This window comes from Butyrivibrio hungatei, from assembly GCF_001858005.1.
Lineage (GTDB): Bacteria > Bacillota > Clostridia > Lachnospirales > Lachnospiraceae > Butyrivibrio > Butyrivibrio hungatei.
The window spans coordinates 1,194,601-1,215,253 of record NZ_CP017831.1 but is presented as its reverse complement, the minus strand read 5'-3'; the positions used below and the strand labels follow the sequence as shown (position 1 = coordinate 1,215,253).

The window sequence follows — 20,653 nt, the reverse complement described above, 5'->3', positions numbered from 1 at the left end:
ACGGCCATGTCCTTTTATTTTGCTTAGTTTTATCCAATTTTTTCCCAGGTTATACCCTTTTGTTTGGTAAAAGCTCTGGTCTCATCCATGATCATCGGCTTTCCAAAGAAAAATCCCTGTGCTCTTTCACAACCAGATCTTTTCAAAAACTCATAATGCTCTTCAGTTTCAACTCCCTCGCATAAAGGAGAAACTCCAAGAGCCACAGCTCCTTTAAAGATAAAGCTCATGAGCTGACCGGTTCTTTGGCTATTGTCATAGCTTCTAAGGAACACTAGATCAAGTTTTAATACATCAAACTCATAGTCTGCTATGGTATTAAGAGATGAATATCCGCTTCCAAAATCATCTATCCAGATATGATATCCCTTATCCCTTATTCTCTTGCACTCGTTTTTGACAAGTCCGGTATTATCATTAAAGGCACTTTCAGTGATCTCTATGTCCAGCATATTTCTAGGCATTTCACATGGAATACGCGCTTGCTCAAGAGCTTCAAAAACATCGCATATCTCAAAATCAAGCCTTGAAACATTGATAGATACCGGAACCACACACTCTCCAGCTTCTTTAAGCTTCTTATAGTCCTCGCATACCTTCTTCATAACAAAGGTATCTACAAGATGTATCAAATGAAACTGCTCTAAAGTTTCAATGAAATCTCCAGGATTTAACATTCCAATATTTGGATCTATCCACCTTACAAGTGCTTCATATCCGCAGATCTCACCAGACTTAACTCTTATGACCGGCTGATAAAAGACCTTTATATATTCCTTCTGTATCGCTTCTTCGATGTGATCAACTACATACTGCTGCTTTCTTAATTTTTCTCTTAAAATGTCGTCGTATACACAGTAATTAAGGTCATGTCTTCCCTTTATGCTGTTGCAGGCAAGTCTAGCATGGTCACAGGCAAGCCCAACTTCCGCCCTGACATCATCAAGGAAATATATTCCTGCCTTGATCCTTACCTTCTTGTTAACGTCCTCAGCAAGAAGCATCTTTCTAAATACTATTTCAACCTTTGAAAGTATCTCATCTCTGCTTCCTGTAGCACAAACCATAAAGTGGTCATCTGAAAATCTGGCAACAGTAGCTCCGGTAAAGGTATCCTTAATTTTTTTTGCAAGATCGCATAACAGTTCATCGCCCATCTTAAATCCTAGGCGCTCATTATAAAGTTTGAAATTTGGAATATCAAAATAGATAAAGGATACGTCTTTTCTCCTTCCCTCTGGTGAAGTCAGCATATTCTGAACAATATGGTAAAAGAAAGACATGGTAAATAGACCGGTGAGCTTATCAGTCTCCTTATTTCTAGACAAAAGCTCAGCCTCAGCAAAAGAATTTCTGCTATTGTTAAAGAATTCGTTCTGATCAACGTCTACTATAAAAACAAAAAAGTAGCTCTTCCCATTGATAGAATGAAGAAGGTGTCCAAAGTCTTCAATGAATCTGACGTCTCCAGTTTTTGTCCTGATCCTGTATCTTACGTAGTCATGTCTCTTTTCCCCAAAGATAGTCTGAGCCTTGATAAGAGTCTCTATCTTCTGAAGGTCTTCATCCAGGACCATTCCTGTAAAAGAGCCGCCGGTATACTCGATAAATTCTTCAAAAGTATTGCACCCAAAAAGATCTATGACATTAAAATCTGCAAAGACGATATGTTCGTCTCCTTCAATCTCATAGACAAAAAAGCCGCCTGGCAAATTTGTTGGAAGTGAACCGCACACTTGTGTATCAAAGAATTCTTCTCTCATAGTTTCCTCCTACGAGACAAACTCCATGCAATACTTCGTGAAACTATTTACATTATATCATACATTTTTACGTGAACTTTTTGGTTATACTTTTTTAATAATCGTACCTTCGTACCCCTTTTCCTTGAAAAGAGTCATCATTTCATTGGTAAGGCTGTATTCAAGAGGCTGAAGCTCAATATCACAAGGGCTGACCCACTCTGCGTATTTAAGCTCAGACTCATCCATTTTAATAGTCTTGTTGCCTGTAACGTCGCAGTAAAAACCAACCAGTATGTCGCTGGCAATGCCCCAGGGCTGCGACTTGTAGTATCTAATATTTGTAACCTCAAGACCTATTTCTTCCATTACCTCACGCTTAACAGTCTCTTCTAAAGTCTCACCTATTTCAGTAAAGCCTGCTACAAGAGCATTTAGCGCAAACCCTCTTCTGTATTTAGTCAGAACTATCTTATTACTTTCTTTATCCGTAACTCCTATGATCACAGCCGGATTTATCCTTGGATAAATGATGTTTCCGCATTTTGGGCAGATCCTTGCCCGCTCCTTCTGATGAAACTCGTTTTTGCATCCGCACTTTCCACAAAAAGCAGTAACCTTGTACCACTCATCAAGCTGGAAGGCTGTGAATATAGCATATACATAGTGCTTTGGTAAAAGATACTCTGTCCTTATATCCTTCATGTTATAAAAAGAAAAGCCAGAAGCCTTGACCTCTCCTTCTTCCTTCTGAAGGTATAAGTAAAAATCCTCATCAGCCACATTGAACAGATATATCAGTTTGTCTCTATCTATGGCCTCAAAGTCTTTTACCTTTGGAAAAGAAATGCATTTAGTATCTGCATTAAGTAATGCAAGTACCTCTTTTCCTTTTGCTACATCGTTATATATAAGTACAAGGTCTTGGTCAGTAGCTCTTTTATCTGGTCTAAATTCGTTGTATAAGTGATATGGTCTGATATCCTGAAGCATAACTAATCTCCTGTCATGTATTTAATCTATAGTCTCTTGGGCTCATGTGGTACAGTGCCCTAAAAGTCCTGTGAAAATAACTTGTGTTCTCATATCCAATAGAATATGCAATATCCGTCACCGCAAGGCTTGTGTTCTTTAATAGGTAACATGCCTGACTTAGTTTCTTTTCTATTAAAAGCTCCTTAAAGTTTTTGCCGGTATTTCTCTTGATCATACGACTCATGGTGTAAATGTCAACATGATTTCTCTCAGCAAAATCGGATAATGAAGCCTCCTTGTACTCAGTCTCCATGTAATTAAGCAGCTGAATCATAAGGTTCTGCTCATAGGAGCTTCCCGAAACCTGGATCCTGTCTGCATAGTCCAAAAGATTCAGGAATAAGAGTTCCATAGTAGACTGGCTCAAGCTCCTCCTGTTATTGGGACCTGTGAGCATGATCCAGATCAGATTTTCCATAAGATTCTGAATAGGAAGTACACTGGCCACATCAAAATACAGGTAATTACCGCCCATATCCTTGTCTGTAAGACAGCTGATGATAAAGTCTAAAAGCGCACTGGAGGTGCCCTCAAGCTTATTTAAGATAGAGTCAAAAAACTGAGGTAATATGATGAAATTGACTGCGATATCATCTTTATCCGCAGGCAGGATCTCCTGCCTTGCATGCTGGTTCATAAAAAGAAGATCCCCTTCATGCAAAGTAAGACGCTGACCATCTATGATGTGCTTGGTCGAGCCACTGCACATATATACAAATTCAACGAAGTTATGGGTGTGCTCAGGGAAATGAATGAACCTGGTATGAGGCCTTATATCAATGAGCTTGCCCCTTGCCAGAAGAAGTGACGCGTCTACCTCATTTTGTCTGGACATAGAGCCTTCGCTCTTGTAATAAAGGCTTCTGTTGATATCCTGACTTCCAGCCAGTATCTCTTTTTCCTCATCTGTAATTAAAGAAAGTTGTTTAAGTAATTTCTTATCCATGTTCCAATTCTATCACAGTTTTGCAAATAGGGACGTAAATTTTCTCAAATAGGGACCTATAACTGCAAATTAAGACACTTTACAATATCTCTATATTCAAAAGAAATATCTAATGAAATAAATAGGAGAAAAAGTATGAAGGTTTTAGATTCTGAGCTCTTAAAGGGCTATGCAAGAATGGCAATGGACGGCTTTAATCAGGGCTGGCATGAAAGAAACGGTGGAAATTTAAGCTATCGTTTAAAAGCTGAAGAAGTTGATCTTTTAAAGGATGACTTTGATTTTTCTGGAGACTGGCAGGAAATCGGCTGGCAAAAAAACGATGAGTCTGCTTTCCCAGGTCTTGCTGGCGAATTCTTTATGGTAAGTGGTTCAGGCAAGTATTTCAGAAACATTGAGCTTGATCCTGCAGCTAACGTTTGTATCATTCAGCTCAACGAGGAAGGTAACAGATTCAAAAAGGTTTGGGGTCTTGTAAATGGTGGACGCCCAACATCTGAGCTTCCAACTCACCTTGCAAATCTTGAAGTATTAAAGAATAGGGACGAGAACATCCGCGTAGTATATCACTGCCACCCTACTAATACAGTAGCTCTTACCTACGTTCTTCCACTTGATGAAAGAGTATTCACAAGAGAAATCTATGAGATGGCAACTGAGTGCCCTATCGTATTTCCTGAGGGAATCGGAATTGTGCCTTGGATGCTCTGCGGCGGCAAACTGATCGGTGATGCTACATCAGAGATCATGAAGACCAAGGATGTCGCAGTTTGGGCTCACCACGGTGCATTCTGCTGCGGCTATGACTTTGACCTCACATTCGGTCTCATGCACACAGTTGAAAAAGCAGCTGAGATCTTAGTAAAGGTCAGATCAATGACAGATACAAAGGTTAATACAATAACTCCTGAGCAGTTCAGAGAACTCAATGCTCCATTTGGAGTAAACATCAACGAGAAGTTCCTTTATGAGAGACATACCTTCAAGATTGGCGAGATGCCACAGGACTAATACTTTTCAGGAGGACAAATAATAATGGAAAAAAGTTATTATCTGGCTGTTGATATTGGTGCTTCTTCTGGCCGTCATATCCTCTCACATATGGAAAACGGCAAGATCGTTTTAGAAGAGATCTACCGTTTCTCAAATGAAAATGACCTAAAGGATGGTCACCGCGTTTGGGATACAGAAAGACTCTTTAACGAAGTTGTAAACGGCATGAAAAAATGCAGTGAGCTTGGCAAGATTCCTGTATCAATGGGTATAGATACCTGGGGCGTTGACTACGTTCTTCTTGATGAGAATGGCCAAAAGCTCGGTCCATGCTACGCCTACAGAGACTCAAGAACTGAAAAGATGGATGAAGAAGTATATAAGATCATCCCTCAAAATGAGCTCTATAGAAGGACCGGAATCCAGAAAGCCATATTCAATACTATTTATCAGCTCATGGCTATGAAGCTACAGGAGCCTGAAGTTCTTGATAAAGCCAAGACTCTTTTGATGGTGCCTGATTACCTGCACTATCTTCTTACAGGCAATATGCTTCAGGAATACACTAACGCTTCTACTACTCAGCTTGTAGATCCTGAAACAAACGAATGGGACTATGAACTTATTGAAAAGCTAGGCTTTCCAAAAAAGCTCTTTGATTCCCTTAATATGCCTGGCACTTTTGTAGGTGGTCTCCTTCCTGCCATCAAAAATCAGGTAGGTTTTGACACAAAAGTTGTTATGCCGGCAACCCACGATACAGGTTCAGCTGTAATGAGCGTTCCTTCAAATTCAGAGGACGTGCTTTATATCTCTTCTGGAACCTGGTCACTTATGGGATGTGAGCTCTTAAAAGCAAATACAACCTCTGATGCAGAGAAAGCTAATTTCACAAATGAAGGCGGCTATGATCACCGCTACCGCTTCCTTAAAAACATCATGGGCCTTTGGATGATCCAATCTGTAAAAAAAGAATTAGAGGATGGCTATCAGTTTGCAGGAAGAGGAAGTGATGAAGACTTTAGCTTTGCTCACCTGTGTGAAAAAGCTTCTTTTGAAACAATTGATTCTCTGGTTGATGCCAACGATTCAAGATTCCTTGCCCCTGAGTCCATGATCAGAGAGATAAAGGATGCGTGCTGGGAAAAGAATCTTGAAGTTCCAGAAACCCCTTGGCAGATTGCAAGAGTCATATACAGATCTCTTGCTGAATGCTACAAAAACGCTGCTATCGAGATTGAGCAGTTAACCGGCAAGCACTTTGATGCCATCAACATTGTTGGCGGAGGATCAAATGCCAAGTGGCTCAATGAATTAACTGCCGAAACAACTGGCAAGACAGTTCTTGCTGGTCCAGGAGAAGCTACTGCTATCGGTAATCTCGGAGCACAGATGATCGCAGCTGGTGAATTCAAGGATCTTAAAGCTTTCAGATCCTGTGTATTTGATTCTTTTGGGGTAAAGACATTTAAATAAAATTATTTCCGTCTAGAACGGAAGAAAGGACTACTTATGTTAGTAAATACAAAAGCTAAAGTTGGGGTATTTTCAATCGCACTTGGTGCATATCTCCCACAGTTTCCACAGTTAGTACCTGAGTTTAACGCTCAGTACGACGCTTTTAAAAAAACTCTTCCAGATACAGTAGAGATCATTGATGGAGGCCTTGTTACAACTAAGGAACAGGCTATGGCAGCTGGTGACAAGTTCAGAGCCGCTGACGTTGACCTCGTTTTCCTTCAGATGCTCACATACGCAACTTCCTACAACGTTCTTCCGGCTATCAGAGACCTTGATGTTCCTGTAGTAGTTGTTAACGTTCAGAAAAAGCTTGCTCCAGATTATGAAAACACAGATATCGCTACATGGCTTGGCGAGCTCTATGCCTGCGGTGCTGTAGGTGAAGCCGTAGCAGACCTTGAGAGAGCTGGAAAAAGACATGCTGTTATAACAGGCGTTGTTGAAGGCGGCGATGAAGGCGTTGCCAGTGAAATTGAAGACTGGTGCAAAGCTGCACAGGTAAGAAGAAGATTCCGTCAGACAAACATCGCCCAGATTGGTCGTCCATACCCTGGAATGATGGATCTTTACATTGATGAGACAAATCTCTACAACAGAATGGGTCTTTACACCAAGCAGTTTGACTGGGAGGATATGTGGTGCATCGCTGATAACATCACTGATGAAGCTGCTATCAGAGCAAAGGCTCAGGATATCCTTGATACCTTCGAGATTGAAGGCGGCGGTTCTATCGAAGAAGTTTGGGAAATGGCCAAGTATGTACTTGCCTTTGAGCAGTGGGTAAAGGATGAGGATATCGCCCTTGTAGCTTCTCACTATGCTGGAAAAGCTCAGGGTCAGGCAGGAGTTCTTGATTCAATGCTTATCCCTGCATTCTCAATGCTCATCAAGCAGGGAACAGCTTGTGCTGTAGAGGGTGACATGAAGGTTGCTATGGCAATGTCTATCCTTAAGACGATTGCTGGAACAGGTCAGCTCTCAGAGATGTACTCAATCGACTTCAACGAAGATATCTGCATAATCGGTCATTCAGGATCTGGTGATGCTGACATCTCTCTTGCTCACAAGCCAACAATGAAGATCGTCAAGGTATTCCACGGCAAAGTTGGTGGTGGATATCTCACACAGTTCTACCCTCCTACAGGTGATATCACATACCTTGCTATCACACAGGACAAAGATGGAAACTTCAAATTTATCGTAGCTGAAGGTGAAAATCAGCCAGGTCCTATCTTTACTTTTGGAGACACAAACATGCGCACAAAGTTCTCTATCAGTGCTCGTGAATTTGTAAATCGCTGGAGTGAAGCTGGCCCAACACACCACATGGCAGCTGCAGTTGGACGCCACGCCGATACCATCCTTAAGGTAGCCAAAATCCTTGGCATCCCGGTAGAGGTTGTTTGTAGATAACCCGGAAGGTTGTGATACCGGACGTAAGATAAGTGAAAGTTTTCATTGTCGTTGAGATTTTGGAATGTGAAGTTTTGTTTTGCCCTCGTCAAAAAACGCTTCAAATGCTGCTAAAACGTATTTCATAGAGCGTTTTTTGAAATCGTGCAAATCCAAAACTTCACACTCCCAAAACCAGCATAGAATATGACTTTTCACTTATCTTACTGTTCTGGGATGATAATCTTTCTGATAAAGTAATAATTAGTAATAAAGAAAATGCTTAGATTAGCTAAGATGATACTGTAAATAGAAAAAAAGGATGTCTTAGTCTAAATAACTAATTAAATAAATGCTGTTGTTGAGTGATAAAAAATAAATAGTATAAAAGAATAAAACCGCCTATGTTTACTTTTAATTTAAGTAAGACAATGGCGGTTCTTTTTTGTTTGAGAATGTTTTTTAATAATTGTTTTTATAATATGTATTTTCTAGTTTTGATGTTTTTCCAGCAGGCGCTGACGGGGTACCAGTTGCAGTTACCACATATTTCCTTCAGGCGCTCATCTTCTTTGCCGGAGGTTAGGTAGGTGTCGAGTTTAGAGATGAGTTCTTGATAGGAGTATGTGCCTTCTTTAAGATTAAGGGCATCGATGACACCTTGATCGAAATGAAGGACTTTGGAGTCAGATTCGCAGATGCCGTCGGAAAGTTTGGATGGACAGCTTTTGCAAAGGTTATCTGTAGTAAATACTATTTCTATCTGCTCATCCTTGTTGGTTCTAAGGCGCTCTACTACTTCGTTCATGTTTGAAACAAAGTTATCTGAATAGCCGTTTCCACTATATCCCTGAGTGCACAGAAGGTGATGGGGACGAAGCCTTATCATATCTTTTCTCATAAAAGATTTGCCTTATGCATAGCTTTTTTGAGAGTATCTCCCAGAATTCCTGAAAGCACGAGCTTGATTACTGCTGTTGGAATAAATGGAAGAACGCATGCTCCCAAAGCAACTGCAAATGTTGAATCTGCAACGATCACAAACCATACAGTACCAACAATATAGTTGATGATAACGCCGCCAAGAAGTCCAAGCCAGTAGATAGGGCTCTTAACTCCTTTATCTGAAACAAGCCCTGAAATAAGAGCCATAATAGGAAATGAAAGAATAAATCCACCTGTCATTCCAAATACTACTCCAATACCGCCAGAAAGTCCTGCAAGAACTGGCACTCCTACCATTGCAAGAAGAATATATACAAGAGTTGATAATGTTCCTCTCTTGGCACCGAGTATGATACCTGCAAGAGGTACAGCAAGTGTCTGAAGTGTCAGAGGTACTCCTCCTGGAAGTGGTATAGATATCTGCGCCATAATTGCTATGATAGCTGTAAAAATAGCAATATAGCAGATGTCTTTAACATTTGTTGTCTGTCTTGTTACTGTTTTTTCTTTTTCCATGTCTCATCTAGTCTCCTAAATTTTTATTAGTCTTGTATATTATTATCACCCCTGGCATATATTGTCAACCAGTTTTATTGATTGGTTGACATTAAAAAAGACGATAAAAAAGCCATAATTCATGAAACACGCATCTTTACTGAAAAAATCAGTAATATACATGATCAGGATCATGACTTTAAATGATCGTATTAAGAATCTCGGCAACCAGCTGGTTCTTGGTTATGGAAGCTTTTCCCGGCGCAAACAGGGTCACTACCTTATCTTTTATATCATCTGGAAAGCATTCTATATCTGAGTCAAAGTTAATTCCTATTCCTACTACTATCCACTGAACAAGGCCAGTTTCAAACTCAGTTCCTGCCTCTGTCAGAATACCGCAGACTTTTTTATCCCCAATATAAAGATCATTTATAGGCTTAAGTCTGGGCCTGATATTGCATGTCTTCTCTATAGCGTCGCAGACTGAATTGCCAATAAATGTTGTGATCTCATCGGGATTCGTATATGGAATCTTATCAGGTGACAATATCACACTAAAGTACAGCCCTCCTTCCGGCGAAAAGAAGCTGTGGTCTCTTCTTCCTTTACCGCTGGTCTGCCTGGCAGAAACCACCACTGTTCCATGGGGATTACCTGCAATAGCCAGCTCTTTTGCTATTCTATTGGTAGACGTTGTGGTATCAAAGATATGGATCATATTGCTGACATCCTGATAGATAGTGGCAACATTTCCATCCAGATAAGACAAGATACCCCCTGCAGATAAAATATCCTTTTCAAGAGCAAGCTTGTATCCCTTGTTACTAACAGCTTCAATCTCATAACCGCACTTCCTAAGCTCGTTGATGGCTTTCCAGATAGCATTTCTAGAAATACCAAGGAGAGAGGCAATGCTCTCTCCTGATATATATCTGTCCTTATTCGAATTTAAGATTTCAAGAACTTTATCTTTAGAATTCATAGTAATTATTCGTTACCAAAAAGGTCTCTTGTATATACTTTATCTACGACATCCTCAAGTTCAGGTGTGAGGCGGTTTGCAATGATGTAATCGCACTCCTTCTTAAACTTTTCAATATCTCTTTCAACCTTAGAGTTAAAGAAAGCATCTTCCTTGAGGGTTGGCTCGTATACAACACACTCAATTCCTCTTGATTTGATCCTCTTCATTATCCCCTGAATAGCTGACTGTCTGAAATTATCTGAACCTGCCTTCATTGTAAGTCTGTAAACGCCGACTTTCTTTGGCTTAAGAGCCCAGATCCTGTCAGCGATGAAATCTTTTCTGGTCCTGTTAGCATCAACTATAGCTGTAATGAGATTATTAGGAACATCCTCATAGTTTGCAAGAAGCTGCTTGGTATCCTTAGGGAGACAATATCCGCCATATCCAAAAGAAGGATTATTGTAAAAGTCACCAATTCGTGGATCAAGGCATACGCCTTCAATAATATTCTTGGTATTAAGACCTCTTACCTCGGCATAGGTATCAAGCTCGTTAAAGTATGAAACTCTAAGAGCAAGATATGTATTAGCAAAAAGCTTAACGCACTCAGCCTCTGTAGTATTCATGAAAAGAGTCTGAACGTCTTCTTTCAGTGCTCCCTGCTTCAATAAACCTGCAAAAAGCTTGGCTTTCTCATTTGCCTCTTCACTATCTGTATTGTAACCAACGATGATCCTTGAAGGGTAAAGATTATCATAAAGAGCATGTCCTTCTCTTAAGAACTCTGGTGAGAACATGATGTGGTCTGTATGATATTCTTCCATGAGCTCCTCTGTATATCCTACAGGGATTGTTGACTTGATAACGATATATGCGTCAGGATTCTCTTTTCTAACCTGATCTACAACACTAAGAACTGATGATGTATCAAAATAGTTGAGCTTCTCATCGTAATTTGTTGGAGTTGAAACGATAACAAAATCAGCATCAACATAGGCAGATGAAGCATCTGTCGTAGCATATAATCTGAGATTATCCTTTTTGAGGTACTCCTCTATCTCTTTGTCAACGATAGGGGAAATCTTGTTGTTGACCATGTCAACCTTCTCCTGAATTACATCAACTGCTGTAACATCGTTGAACTGTGATAACAATATTGAATTGGAAAGGCCTACGTAGCCTGTTCCAACAACTGCAATTTTCATTTTTTATATACCTCTTGAAATCAAAATAATAAAGAAATTTTACCACAAAAAAAGCTTCTATGCACTACCTTCATAAGCGCATAGAAGCCCTTAAGATCAAATTATAGTTAGTTCTGTTTTGCCTTTTCTTCTTCTACTGTTTCAAAGACCTTGATCCTAACCTTTACGTCTTCAGGCATACCAACAAACATTCCGCCATAGTGGAATCCATCATCACGTTTTTCAGCACGAACTATCTGAACAAACACATGGAGAACTTCTTTGGTCCATATTGTCAGATTAGCTTCATAATTATCCCCAATAACAAGCTGTTTGTCAGAAATAAAACCAAGCCCTTCTGTAGAAGCATCTGTAATCTTGATATCTACAGCTTCTGCGTCACCACCAAGCTCCTTAATGATGATCTCACCAGTAAGATCAAGTCTTCTTCCTTTTCTTCTTTCTTCCATACTAGCCCCCGTATTCAATTATTTGATGTAGCCGTTCTGACGATAGTAAACATCATCACCATGTTTAACACGGCGTTTCTCTTCGCCTCTGAGCAATTCCTGCATATAAGGATTGTCATTAGCTCCAGAAACAGAAATAGGTGTTGTTTCCTTGTTTACATAGATATCTTTTGATGATTTTCCAAACATAAAAAGCACCTCCTGATAAAAGCAAACACTTACTCTGTACATACATTATATCACGGTTTTTCATATAAAGAAAAAAATAGCACAGCGACTAAAAACTAATCACTGTGCTACAAAGTTCAAATTAGTATCCGAATTCCTGAGCCCAATACCAACTTCCATCACCAGTCTGGCAAATAGCGATACCTACTGTTTTGTATCCGCCATCCATAATGTTAGCTGCGTGTGTTGGAGAATTCATCCAAGCTGCATATACGCTGTCAGCTGACTGATACAACTTAGCAAGGTTCTCACCATACTGAACATTACTATCAACAGTCCAGAAAGCTGAACCATTAGGTCTTGTATGTGAGAATGAAGTTGTGATCTCATTTGCACGAACCTGAGCTGCGTTTGTAAGAGCATCGCTCCATACTAAAGCAGAAAGCCCCTGAGCTGTTCTCTGCTGGTTCATAAGATTAAATACAGCAGTGCAGGCATCAAGACAAGCCTGGCTAGATGAAGCAGATCCTGCAAGAGCAATAGCCTCATCATCAATCCATATTTCGCCTTCACCTTCGTGAATGCCTCTTGTAGCAGCCTGATCATCGATTGCTCCGTCCTTAACGGCTCCGCAAGCTACAAATGTAAGAGCTAAAACGCTGGCAACCATAACAGCTACTAAACTCTTAAACTTTTTCATCTTTTATCTCTCCTGTTTAAGAAATGAACATAGTTCATCCGTTTATCCATATTTCTAGCTATATGTTACTTTAACCGGTTTTTCTATGCAATAACGTAATCATTACTTTTTTATAAAATACACTAATTTATTTCAACATCAAAAGCCTTCATTGAAATTTTATTTTCAACCATTCATTTCCCAGGCTGAAACTTTTATTGTATGTACTACAAATCTCTTATTACTTCCTGCTGCTCCACTGCATGTTGAAAGTGTAAGAATACTGTTTCCCTGTGTAAGATCGATTCCATCAGGTATTGGATAAGAAGAATGAGTCTTTACATAGTCGGTAAATGCCTTGTACTCTTCTGTGCTGTTAACTACTGAATATGCATCACTTCCAACACCAGTTATAGCATATGCAAATACTCTGTACTGATACACATAGTCTTTTGTATATACATATACATAAGGATCCTCTTCCAAAAGAGCTGCTCCATCCTTTTGATATAACTGCTTAAGTCTTCCAAACATTGAGCCATCTTTCATATTATGGCCAAAAACAATATCATGAAAGCCACAGAACTTAGCATCACTGAGCACATCTTCAAAGATACAGCCAGCTTTATTTTCATTTTTGTCAAATGTCAGATAGAGATATTCGTCTATCTCATTTTCTTTTACCACAGGATAACTGATATCAAGGCATGGAAAATATATCCAGGCAACGATATCACCATTGATCCTTGAAAGCTTGTCAAAATCTACATTAAGTAGAGGATAATCGATGATTTCTGGCGTATCTTCCTTGGGAACATAAGTAACTGCAATATTTTCGAGATCTTGGTATTCATCAGCAGCCTCTTTATACTCCATTTTGTTGATACCGATCATGGCCACTTCATAAGCAATAACAACAAGACATATTACTATAATAATGTTACGAATCACTTTAAAATTCATAAATCCCCCTCCGAATGGCTTGTTTACTTAATTATAATCTATTTACAAGGTTCAAACAAATGTATTATATTGGAAAGTGTTATGAAAAAAATTGGAGGTGGATATATGCCAGAAAATCAGAATCCTAATATCTTACAGAAGATTCACAATGATAACTTTAAATGGAATGATATTTTTATCTTCCCAACACTTATTTCTCTTGTCCTTTTATTAGCAGGTCAGATTTTAGGACAATTAGGAACAGTTGTCTTTATTCCCTTTTTAAATAATGAAAACTATGATTACATCACGATCACAGCTCAATATTTTTCATTTTGGGGAATTTGGGCTGCATTCCTTCTTTATTTCTTGTGCAAATGGAACAGACCTATTTATAAGGCTCTTTGGACAAAGTGCAAAGGAAACAATATTGTTCACCTTTTACTTGGTCTTTTGATCGGATTTGGAACAAACGCTATCTGCATATTAGTAGCTGTACTTCATAAAGATATCTTTATCTATTATGATTCATTCCAGCCACTTAGAGTTCTTCTTATATTTGTATGCATCTTCATTCAGTCATCAGCCGAAGAGCTTATGTGCAGAGGATTCCTCTATCAGCGTCTTAGAAAGAGCTACAGACATCCTGCTGTTGCTATCATAGGAAATGCCGTTTTATTTGGTTTCCTTCATATCTTCAACAGTGGTGTTACTCCTCTTGCTATCGCAAACATTGTATTAGTTGGAATCAGCTATGCGCTTTTTGTTTACTACTGCGACAGCATCTGGCTTCCAATGGCTGCACATGCTGCATGGAACTTTACACAGAACATTTTATTTGGACTTCCAAACAGCGGAATCGTTTCACCATTTTCAATTTTCAAGCTTGACGCGGCAACAGCTAAGGATAGCTTTGCATACAACGTAGGCTTCGGCGTTGAATCAACAATTGTAGCTTGCGTAGTACTTATCATCTGCTGCGTACTCACAATCCTTTGGGGTGAGAAATACAAGAAAAAGCCTACAGACATCTGGAGTGAGTGAGTTTGTTGGCTTCCCGGTAGGTTGAGTGGTTTCCCGGTCTTGTGCATCAAAAAAGACATCTTTCAGTATTTCTGAAAGGTGTCTTTTAAAATACATAATAATGTGTGAGATGTAATCTGAATTATAAGTTTACGTCTGTTTGCTATATCTTCTAATTTATGGCGTATTTTCAAATATTCAATTACGTCTCTCTACCAATAACACACTATCCTGACGTAAAAAATGAAAATATATTACGTCTTTTCAGTAAAACAATCACTATAGACTTAAATCATCAAATTACTTTACGTCTTATCAAGAATAAGCTCGAATTAAGCGTAATCCCCCTCAAATACACTACGTCAATATCTAATAAACAAGTATTATAGACGTAAAAAGCTGCTCACAACTTTCCTATATTCCCTTGTGAATAGTATCTTTTCCGAAGGCATCATTTAACTTTCTTGTCATTTCATCAAGCTTCTTGCGCTTTTCATCGGAAATAGCTGTAGATTTGATTGCAGATGAAACATCTTTTATTTCTTTAAAGTCATCAAAGAGATTCATCTGTCTGTAGGAGCCGTCATCGAGTTTGGTAACGCCTACGCCTACAAGACGAACAGCATAGCCTTTGATAAAAAGGCCGTCATCACCAAGAAGAAGCTTGTCTGATAGTTCCTTGGCATAGCGAAGTATCTTGTCTGTATCGTTAATAGAGCTTTCTATCTGCATCTGACAGGAATGGCGCTTAAAATCTGTAGTCTTAACTGAAACAGTTACTGTTCTGCCGTAGACCTCGTCTCTTTTCAGGCGATTAGATACACTTTCTGAAAGGCGCCTGAGTATAGGTATGATCTCTGAATCGTAGTTATCAGAGTTAAGATCAAAAGAAATTGTAGTCTCATTGGAATAGCTTTTGGCATCATCGTACTCCCCTGATACATTGGTACTACCGATGCCGTTGGCACTGGCGTAGATATAGGCTCCGCCATTTTCACCAAGGATATTTGTGATAAAAATCGGATCAGCGTTGGCGGCATCGCCAATTGACTTGATGCCCACACTTTTAAGTCTCTCTGCTGTGGCCTTACCGCAGCCAAAGAGATCTCCTATAGGAAGAGGCCACATCTTTTCAGGAATCTCTTCTGGAAAAAGAGTATGTATCCTGTCTGGCTTGGTAAAATCACTTGCCATCTTGGCAAGAAGCTTGTTGCAGGAAATACCTACATTTACAGTAAAGCCAAGAGTATCTCTGATTTCATCCTTAAGCTGTCTGGCAACGCAGATAGGAAAAGGCTCTTCTGGTGTCTCAAGTTTTTTATACACAGACCTTGTACCCGTCATATCCATATATGCTTCATCTATAGATACCTGCTGGATAGTAGGTGAATATTTCCTAAGTATCTCAATAAAGGCATGCGAAAATCTGCGATAAGTAGCAAAATCGCCTCTTACCATAACAAGCTTGGGGCACTTCTGAAGTGCCTTAACAACTGGCTCTCCTGTAACAATGCCGTACTTTTTGGCAGGAATAGACTTAGCTGTTATAATGCCGTGTCTGGTCTTGACATCTCCTCCTACAGCTGACGGAATAGTGCGCAGATCGACGCTTCCCGGCTCTTCCTCTAGCTTTTTAAGAGCAGACCAGGACAAAAACGCAGAATTTACATCCACGTGAAATATGATATTTTCGTACTTACTTGCATCAATTTGACTCATATAAACATAATACCGCAAACATTAGTTCGATACAAGCAGTATTACATCAGATAAATGTTCATCCATTTAACGCTTTGCAAATATCTTTTGGAAGCTTAGCCTCAAATGCCAAAGCTTCTCCTGTTATTGGCTGAAAGAATTCCAGATGCGCTGCATGAAGAGCTGCACGCTCCATTCCGTGGTTATTAAGTATTTCTTTTCCATAGAGACTATCACCCAGAAGGGGATGGCCAAGAAATGACATATGAACTCTTATCTGATGGGTCCTTCCGGTATCAAGTACAAGTCGAACCATTGCAAAATCCTCAAACTGTTTTTCAACTTTATAATGAGTAATAGCTTCTTTCCCATCAGGTCTGACTTCTCTTATCATCTTCTCTTTTGGATTTTCCCAGATAGGCTCATTTACCGTACCTTCTTTTTCCTCGAACACTCCCTCACACAGAGCCACATATTCTTTTCTCCTTGACATGTTGAGACACTGATCAGATAAAAGAGCTGCACTATGCCTGTTCTTGGCAAATATAAGAAGGCCTGAGGTCTCTCTGTCAAGTCGGCCAATAACTCTCATGACATGATTCTGTCCTGTCTTTTTGTAATACCCTGCAAGGTAATTACTAAGAGAGTCAGTGTAGTGGCAATAAGAAGGATGGACCACCATATTTCCTGGCTTGTTGATCACAATGAGGTCTTCATCTTCGTAAACAATATCAAGGGGATGATCGCTTGGAATGATCTCTGAGCCATTATCTATATCTTCATAGATTCGCACATAAAGTGTATCGCCCACCATGAGCTCATCTTTTAAAAATATAGCTCTTTTCCCCAAAGGATCAGAATCTCCTGCATCATGGCACATAACGCCATCCTCAAAAAGCTTGCAGCGAGTTATCTCTCTACTTGATAGCTTCATCTTCTGCTTCATTATGTCCCGGGCTGACATAGTTCCATCTTCAGTTGTAACTGTAAACTTTAGTTCTCTAAAATCGCTATTCATAAAACTCATAATAAATGATGATGCTGAAAAAAGTCAAAAAAAGGACATGGTATAAAGTCCATGCCCTTATAAATGTTTATTCATTATTGATCTCGATCATATCGATCCTGTTAACTACACCGATGTCCTCCAGGACTCTGATCATCCTATAGACTGTGGCCATTCCAACAGTCTTGTCTTTGGCCATTACCTGATAATAAATATCCTTACAGGAGCTGTGGTCATTGCCCATGATCACATCAACTATAAGTCGTCGCTGCTTGGTGATGCGGCAGCCATTATCTTTAAGTCTGTCGATTACCTGTTCACTACTCATGCTTTACTCCCCTTATCTGTGATGCCAAAAATCAAATACACTCTTCTTGTCATAAGGTATAGTCTCAGAATCCAGATACTGATAACCGGTTCTCTCTATAGAATCTCCCAAAATACTTAAATCTATCACATCATCTGTGATAAAGGTTGCTTCCTTCTTTTTGCTGGAAGCAGTAACCTTCTTCGCAGATGGAAATGTCTTCCTTATCGTTTCTTTAATATGTGTCTCACACATGGAGCACATCATGCCATCAATTTTAACTGTCGTCTTATACATAAGCTTTGTCCTTATACTTTTCCGAACTGCTTACTTCTTGGTTCTATGCTCTGTACCGCAACTACTACATCCTGAACAGTGACCATTACATCCACCAGAACATCCTGCACATCCACCAGATTTAATCTGATTTACTACATTTTTTCCACAAATAAAAACAAGAACACCAACCAATAATAATGCTATTACATTTCCCAAAATTGTTGTCATATTCGCTCCTTTCTAGTACATCCTAGAGCTTTAAATATATTACACTTTCATTTCTTAATCTTGTTCTTTTTAAAGCTTATCATTTCTGCCTATTTTCTGGTTTTCATTATATATAAGCAGTAATTCTTATTAGCAAATCTAAGACTTATATACAATTTTGCAGGAATTACATATTTCACGAGGATGTGTTAAAAAACGTCGGCACTTAGGCACTGTTTTTTAGTGCCTTAGTGTCCGTTACGTTTTTTACCAAGCGAAAGCGTCATCCAAGTGGAATATGTATTCCTCAAAATTGCCCATAACCTTTATGCATTAGCCTTTACAGCCATTTCTCTGCCTTCGTTTTCTGAAGCTACGTAGCCCTTTCTGAAAAGGAGGTAAAGAAGTGTTCCAAGAAGGATCACAGCTACGATAGTTCCAAATCCAAATGCAACTTCTCCAAGAATAAGTCCACCTAAATTATATACGATAAGTGCAAGTACATATGCCCAAACTGTCATATAACCAATAGCAGCCCATGTCCACTTTGCGTTGTTCATCTCACGCTTGATAGCACCGATAGCTGCAAAACATGGTGCGCAAAGGAGGTTAAAGATCATGAATGAGAATGCTGCAATAGGTGTATAGTCTGCTGCAACTCTTGCCCATATCTGCTCACCCTCTTCTCCAAGCTCCTCTTCTGTATCATCATATGCATAGAGAACACCAAATGTTCCAACAACTTCCTCTTTTGCTACAAGACCAGTAACTGTTGCTACTGTAGGCTTCCAGTTACCAAAACCAAGTGGCTTAAATACGAATGATACAGCATTACCAACACTTGCAAGAAGTGAAGCATCCATAGCGTTTACATCTTCTTCAGGAATATCCATCTTAGCTGCGAGCTCTGATACATATTCATCAGTAATAACTGTCTCATCCTCAAAGAGATTATCAACAAGTCCAAAATGTCCATTTACAGTTCCGAAAGCTGAAAGGAACCAGATAATGATTGAAGAAATAACGATAACTGATCCAGCTCTCTTAATAAATGACCATCCACGCTCCCATGTAGCTCTAAGAACACCTACAAATGAAGGGACATGGTATGCTGGGAGCTCCATAACGAATGGTGCTGGCATTCCAGCAAATGCCTTAAACTTCTTTAAAATGATACCTGAAAGAATAATTGAACCAATACCGATGAAGTAAGCTGATGCAGCGATAAGTGGTGATCCACCAAAAACAGCACCTGCAATAAGTCCGATAATAGGAAGCTTAGCTCCGCAAGGCATGAATGTTGTTGTCATAAGAGTCATCTTACGATCACGCTCATTCTCGATTGTACGGCTGGCCATAACACCAGGAACACCACATCCTGTTGCAACAAGGCAAGGGATGAATGACTTACCTGAAAGACCAAACTGACGGAAGATACGGTCCATAACGAAAGCTACACGAGCCATATATCCGATATCCTCTAAGATTGAGAGGAGGAGGAAAAGAACCAGCATCTGTGGTACGAAACCGATGACAGCACCAACACCTGCTACGATACCGTCCTGAATAAGTCCATAAAGAACTGTTCCTTCTTCTACATGAAGTGCTGAAAGAATAGTATCAAAGAAGCCTGGTACCCACTCACCAAAGATAACATCATTTGTAAAATCAGTTGCTGCAGTACCGATTGATACGCTCCAGCCGCCCATTGCGATAGCATAGATAAGGAACATAACAACCGCAAAGATAGGAAGACCAAGGATTCTGTTAGTAACGATCTTGTCAATCTTATCTGATACTGAAAGCTCACCCTTAGCACGTCCCTTTTTAACTGCCTTTGATGTTACGCCTGTAATATATGTATATCTCTCATTTGTAATGATAGACTCTGAATCATCATCAAGTGACTTCTCGCAAGCCTTGATAATTTCCTCAATCTCAGACTTTCTAGCTGCAGAAAGCTCAAGTTTTTCCATAGCTTTCTCATCACGCTCAAAAGCCTTGATAGCATTCCATCTAAGGAAATTGTCATCAACTGATCCTTTTAATAACTCTTCGATCTTTTCAACGGCTGCTTTAGCTTCTCCAGTAATTACTTCCTTTACCTCTGCCTTTTTCTTGTTCTTGGCAAGATCAACAGCTTTTTTAACAAGAGCATCTGTACCCTCGCTCTTAAGTGCTGAAAGCTCAACAACTTCACATCCAAGTGCATCTGAAAGAGCCTTTACATCGATCTTATCACCATTTTTACGAACAAGGTCCATCATGTTAAGAGCAACAATCATAGGAATGTTGAGCTCAAGAAGCTGTGTTGTAAGATAAAGGTTACGCTCGATATTAGTTCCATCAATGATATTGATGATAGCGTCTGGCTTCTCAGTTACGAGATATGTACGAGATACTACTTCTTCAAGTGTATAAGGTGAAAGAGAATAGATACCAGGAAGATCCTGAATAACTACATCCTTGTACTCTGCTCCCTTAAGCTTACCTTCTTTCTTTTCTACAGTAACGCCAGGCCAGTTACCAACATACTGCCTGCTACCTGTCAGATCATTAAACAAAGTGGTCTTACCACTGTTAGGATTACCCGCTAAAGCAATCTTGATTTCCATTTCTGCCTCCTAAAATAAACTTTTTCTTGTTAGCCC

Annotated in this window: 21 protein-coding genes; 4 read left to right on the top strand and 17 right to left on the bottom strand. The window is 39.5% G+C overall.

Going from position 1 to position 20,653, the window contains the following annotated elements:
• Positions 1-29 precede the first annotated feature (29 nt).
• From bhn_RS05875 to bhn_RS05865, 3 genes are all read right to left on the bottom strand, one after another.
• On the bottom strand, positions 30-1,763 hold the full coding sequence (locus bhn_RS05875) for a GGDEF and EAL domain-containing protein (RefSeq protein ID WP_071175818.1): 1,734 nt from the start codon (positions 1,761-1,763) through the stop codon (positions 30-32).
• An 84-nt stretch (positions 1,764-1,847) separates the two neighbouring features.
• Positions 1,848-2,735: an NAD(+) diphosphatase gene (gene nudC / locus bhn_RS05870; RefSeq protein WP_071175817.1), complete on the bottom strand. Its 888-nt coding sequence runs from the start codon at positions 2,733-2,735 to the stop codon at positions 1,848-1,850.
• Between the two features lie 13 nt (positions 2,736-2,748).
• On the bottom strand, positions 2,749-3,723 hold the full coding sequence (locus bhn_RS05865) for an AraC family transcriptional regulator (RefSeq protein WP_071175816.1): 975 nt from the start codon (positions 3,721-3,723) through the stop codon (positions 2,749-2,751).
• Positions 3,724-3,858: 135 nt separating this feature from the next.
• Between bhn_RS05865 and rhaD the strand changes: the two genes are divergently transcribed.
• The 3 genes from rhaD to bhn_RS05850 are packed head-to-tail and all read left to right on the top strand — an operon-like array spanning position 3,859 to position 7,650.
• Positions 3,859-4,734 carry a rhamnulose-1-phosphate aldolase gene (rhaD, locus tag bhn_RS05860; RefSeq protein ID WP_071175815.1) on the top strand — a complete coding sequence of 292 codons (876 nt, stop codon included), beginning with the start codon at positions 3,859-3,861 and terminating at the stop codon, positions 4,732-4,734.
• A 24-nt stretch (positions 4,735-4,758) separates the two neighbouring features.
• Positions 4,759-6,192, top strand: a complete 1,434-nt coding sequence (gene rhaB, locus bhn_RS05855; protein WP_071175814.1) for a rhamnulokinase — start codon at positions 4,759-4,761, stop codon at positions 6,190-6,192.
• A 36-nt stretch (positions 6,193-6,228) separates the two neighbouring features.
• On the top strand, positions 6,229-7,650 hold the full coding sequence (locus bhn_RS05850; protein WP_071175813.1) for an arabinose isomerase: 1,422 nt from the start codon (positions 6,229-6,231) through the stop codon (positions 7,648-7,650).
• A 454-nt stretch (positions 7,651-8,104) separates the two neighbouring features.
• Here the strand turns inward: bhn_RS05850 and bhn_RS15415 are convergent, their stop codons facing one another.
• The 8 genes from bhn_RS15415 to bhn_RS05815 form a co-directional block, all read right to left on the bottom strand.
• On the bottom strand, positions 8,105-8,530 hold the full coding sequence (locus tag bhn_RS15415; RefSeq protein ID WP_236845974.1) for a DUF1284 domain-containing protein: 426 nt from the start codon (positions 8,528-8,530) through the stop codon (positions 8,105-8,107).
• Positions 8,527-9,090, bottom strand: coding sequence for a biotin transporter BioY (locus bhn_RS05840; protein WP_071175811.1), 564 nt, complete (start codon positions 9,088-9,090; stop codon positions 8,527-8,529). Before bhn_RS05840 ends, bhn_RS15415 begins: the two co-directional genes overlap by 4 nt.
• A 178-nt stretch (positions 9,091-9,268) precedes the next feature.
• Positions 9,269-10,054 carry a biotin--[acetyl-CoA-carboxylase] ligase gene (locus bhn_RS05835; RefSeq protein ID WP_071175810.1) on the bottom strand — a complete coding sequence of 262 codons (786 nt, stop codon included), beginning with the start codon at positions 10,052-10,054 and terminating at the stop codon, positions 9,269-9,271.
• A gap of 5 nt (positions 10,055-10,059) precedes the next feature.
• Positions 10,060-11,244 (bottom strand): nucleotide sugar dehydrogenase, encoded by a 1,185-nt coding sequence (locus bhn_RS05830; RefSeq protein WP_071175809.1) that lies wholly within the window; start codon positions 11,242-11,244, stop codon positions 10,060-10,062.
• 107 nt (positions 11,245-11,351) lie between these two features.
• A complete protein-coding gene (locus bhn_RS05825) occupies positions 11,352-11,693 on the bottom strand; it encodes a PilZ domain-containing protein (RefSeq protein WP_071175808.1) in 342 nt (113 codons plus the stop codon).
• A gap of 18 nt (positions 11,694-11,711) precedes the next feature.
• A complete protein-coding gene (locus tag bhn_RS15705; protein WP_161487301.1) occupies positions 11,712-11,882 on the bottom strand; it encodes a hypothetical protein in 171 nt (56 codons plus the stop codon).
• A gap of 121 nt (positions 11,883-12,003) precedes the next feature.
• Positions 12,004-12,561, bottom strand: coding sequence for a CAP domain-containing protein (locus bhn_RS05820; RefSeq protein WP_071175807.1), 558 nt, complete (start codon positions 12,559-12,561; stop codon positions 12,004-12,006).
• A 165-nt stretch (positions 12,562-12,726) separates the two neighbouring features.
• Positions 12,727-13,503: a class B sortase gene (locus tag bhn_RS05815; RefSeq protein ID WP_071175806.1), complete on the bottom strand. Its 777-nt coding sequence runs from the start codon at positions 13,501-13,503 to the stop codon at positions 12,727-12,729.
• 81 nt (positions 13,504-13,584) lie between these two features.
• On the opposite strand from bhn_RS05815, the gene bhn_RS05810 reads away from it, so the two are divergent.
• A complete protein-coding gene (locus tag bhn_RS05810; RefSeq protein ID WP_083385772.1) occupies positions 13,585-14,526 on the top strand; it encodes a CPBP family intramembrane glutamic endopeptidase in 942 nt (313 codons plus the stop codon).
• Positions 14,527-14,919: 393 nt separating this feature from the next.
• Here bhn_RS05810 and bhn_RS05805 read toward each other — a convergent pair whose 3' ends face one another.
• From bhn_RS05805 to feoB, 6 genes are all read right to left on the bottom strand, one after another.
• Positions 14,920-16,224 (bottom strand): DNA polymerase Y family protein, encoded by a 1,305-nt coding sequence (locus tag bhn_RS05805; RefSeq protein WP_071175805.1) that lies wholly within the window; start codon positions 16,222-16,224, stop codon positions 14,920-14,922.
• 58 nt (positions 16,225-16,282) lie between these two features.
• Positions 16,283-17,230: an RluA family pseudouridine synthase gene (locus tag bhn_RS05800; protein WP_083385769.1), complete on the bottom strand. Its 948-nt coding sequence runs from the start codon at positions 17,228-17,230 to the stop codon at positions 16,283-16,285.
• Between the two features lie 67 nt (positions 17,231-17,297).
• The gene (locus bhn_RS05795; protein ID WP_071175803.1) at positions 17,298-17,537 is read right to left on the bottom strand and encodes a Fur family transcriptional regulator; all 240 of its coding nucleotides are present in this window, start codon (positions 17,535-17,537) and stop codon (positions 17,298-17,300) included.
• Between the two features lie 12 nt (positions 17,538-17,549).
• Positions 17,550-17,813, bottom strand: coding sequence for a heavy-metal-associated domain-containing protein (locus tag bhn_RS05790; protein ID WP_071175802.1), 264 nt, complete (start codon positions 17,811-17,813; stop codon positions 17,550-17,552).
• Between the two features lie 30 nt (positions 17,814-17,843).
• Positions 17,844-18,023, bottom strand: a complete 180-nt coding sequence (locus tag bhn_RS05785; RefSeq protein WP_071175801.1) for a hypothetical protein — start codon at positions 18,021-18,023, stop codon at positions 17,844-17,846.
• Between the two features lie 305 nt (positions 18,024-18,328).
• On the bottom strand, positions 18,329-20,617 hold the full coding sequence (feoB, locus tag bhn_RS05780; protein WP_071175800.1) for a ferrous iron transport protein B: 2,289 nt from the start codon (positions 20,615-20,617) through the stop codon (positions 18,329-18,331).
• Between the last annotated feature and the right edge of the window lie 36 nt (positions 20,618-20,653).

Coding starts and splice junctions, on each gene's coding strand:
- bhn_RS05785 (WP_071175801.1), bottom strand. CDS start 18,023: ATGACAACAATTTTGGGAAATGTAATAGCATTATTATTGGTTGGTGTT.
- bhn_RS05875 (WP_071175818.1), bottom strand. CDS start 1,763: ATGAGAGAAGAATTCTTTGATACACAAGTGTGCGGTTCACTTCCAACA.
- bhn_RS05840 (WP_071175811.1), bottom strand. CDS start 9,090: ATGGAAAAAGAAAAAACAGTAACAAGACAGACAACAAATGTTAAAGAC.
- bhn_RS05815 (WP_071175806.1), bottom strand. CDS start 13,503: ATGAATTTTAAAGTGATTCGTAACATTATTATAGTAATATGTCTTGTT.
- bhn_RS05850 (WP_071175813.1), top strand. CDS start 6,229: ATGTTAGTAAATACAAAAGCTAAAGTTGGGGTATTTTCAATCGCACTT.
- bhn_RS05825 (WP_071175808.1), bottom strand. CDS start 11,693: ATGGAAGAAAGAAGAAAAGGAAGAAGACTTGATCTTACTGGTGAGATC.
- bhn_RS05865 (WP_071175816.1), bottom strand. CDS start 3,723: ATGGATAAGAAATTACTTAAACAACTTTCTTTAATTACAGATGAGGAA.
- bhn_RS05820 (WP_071175807.1), bottom strand. CDS start 12,561: ATGAAAAAGTTTAAGAGTTTAGTAGCTGTTATGGTTGCCAGCGTTTTA.
- bhn_RS05790 (WP_071175802.1), bottom strand. CDS start 17,813: ATGTATAAGACGACAGTTAAAATTGATGGCATGATGTGCTCCATGTGT.
- rhaD (WP_071175815.1), top strand. CDS start 3,859: ATGAAGGTTTTAGATTCTGAGCTCTTAAAGGGCTATGCAAGAATGGCA.
- bhn_RS05830 (WP_071175809.1), bottom strand. CDS start 11,244: ATGAAAATTGCAGTTGTTGGAACAGGCTACGTAGGCCTTTCCAATTCA.
- bhn_RS05795 (WP_071175803.1), bottom strand. CDS start 17,537: ATGAGTAGTGAACAGGTAATCGACAGACTTAAAGATAATGGCTGCCGC.
- feoB (WP_071175800.1), bottom strand. CDS start 20,617: ATGGAAATCAAGATTGCTTTAGCGGGTAATCCTAACAGTGGTAAGACC.
- nudC (WP_071175817.1), bottom strand. CDS start 2,735: ATGCTTCAGGATATCAGACCATATCACTTATACAACGAATTTAGACCA.
- bhn_RS15705 (WP_161487301.1), bottom strand. CDS start 11,882: ATGTTTGGAAAATCATCAAAAGATATCTATGTAAACAAGGAAACAACA.
- rhaB (WP_071175814.1), top strand. CDS start 4,759: ATGGAAAAAAGTTATTATCTGGCTGTTGATATTGGTGCTTCTTCTGGC.
- bhn_RS05835 (WP_071175810.1), bottom strand. CDS start 10,054: ATGAATTCTAAAGATAAAGTTCTTGAAATCTTAAATTCGAATAAGGAC.
- bhn_RS15415 (WP_236845974.1), bottom strand. CDS start 8,530: ATGAGAAAAGATATGATAAGGCTTCGTCCCCATCACCTTCTGTGCACT.
- bhn_RS05805 (WP_071175805.1), bottom strand. CDS start 16,224: ATGAGTCAAATTGATGCAAGTAAGTACGAAAATATCATATTTCACGTG.
- bhn_RS05800 (WP_083385769.1), bottom strand. CDS start 17,230: ATGAGTTTTATGAATAGCGATTTTAGAGAACTAAAGTTTACAGTTACA.
- bhn_RS05810 (WP_083385772.1), top strand. CDS start 13,585: ATGAAAAAAATTGGAGGTGGATATATGCCAGAAAATCAGAATCCTAAT.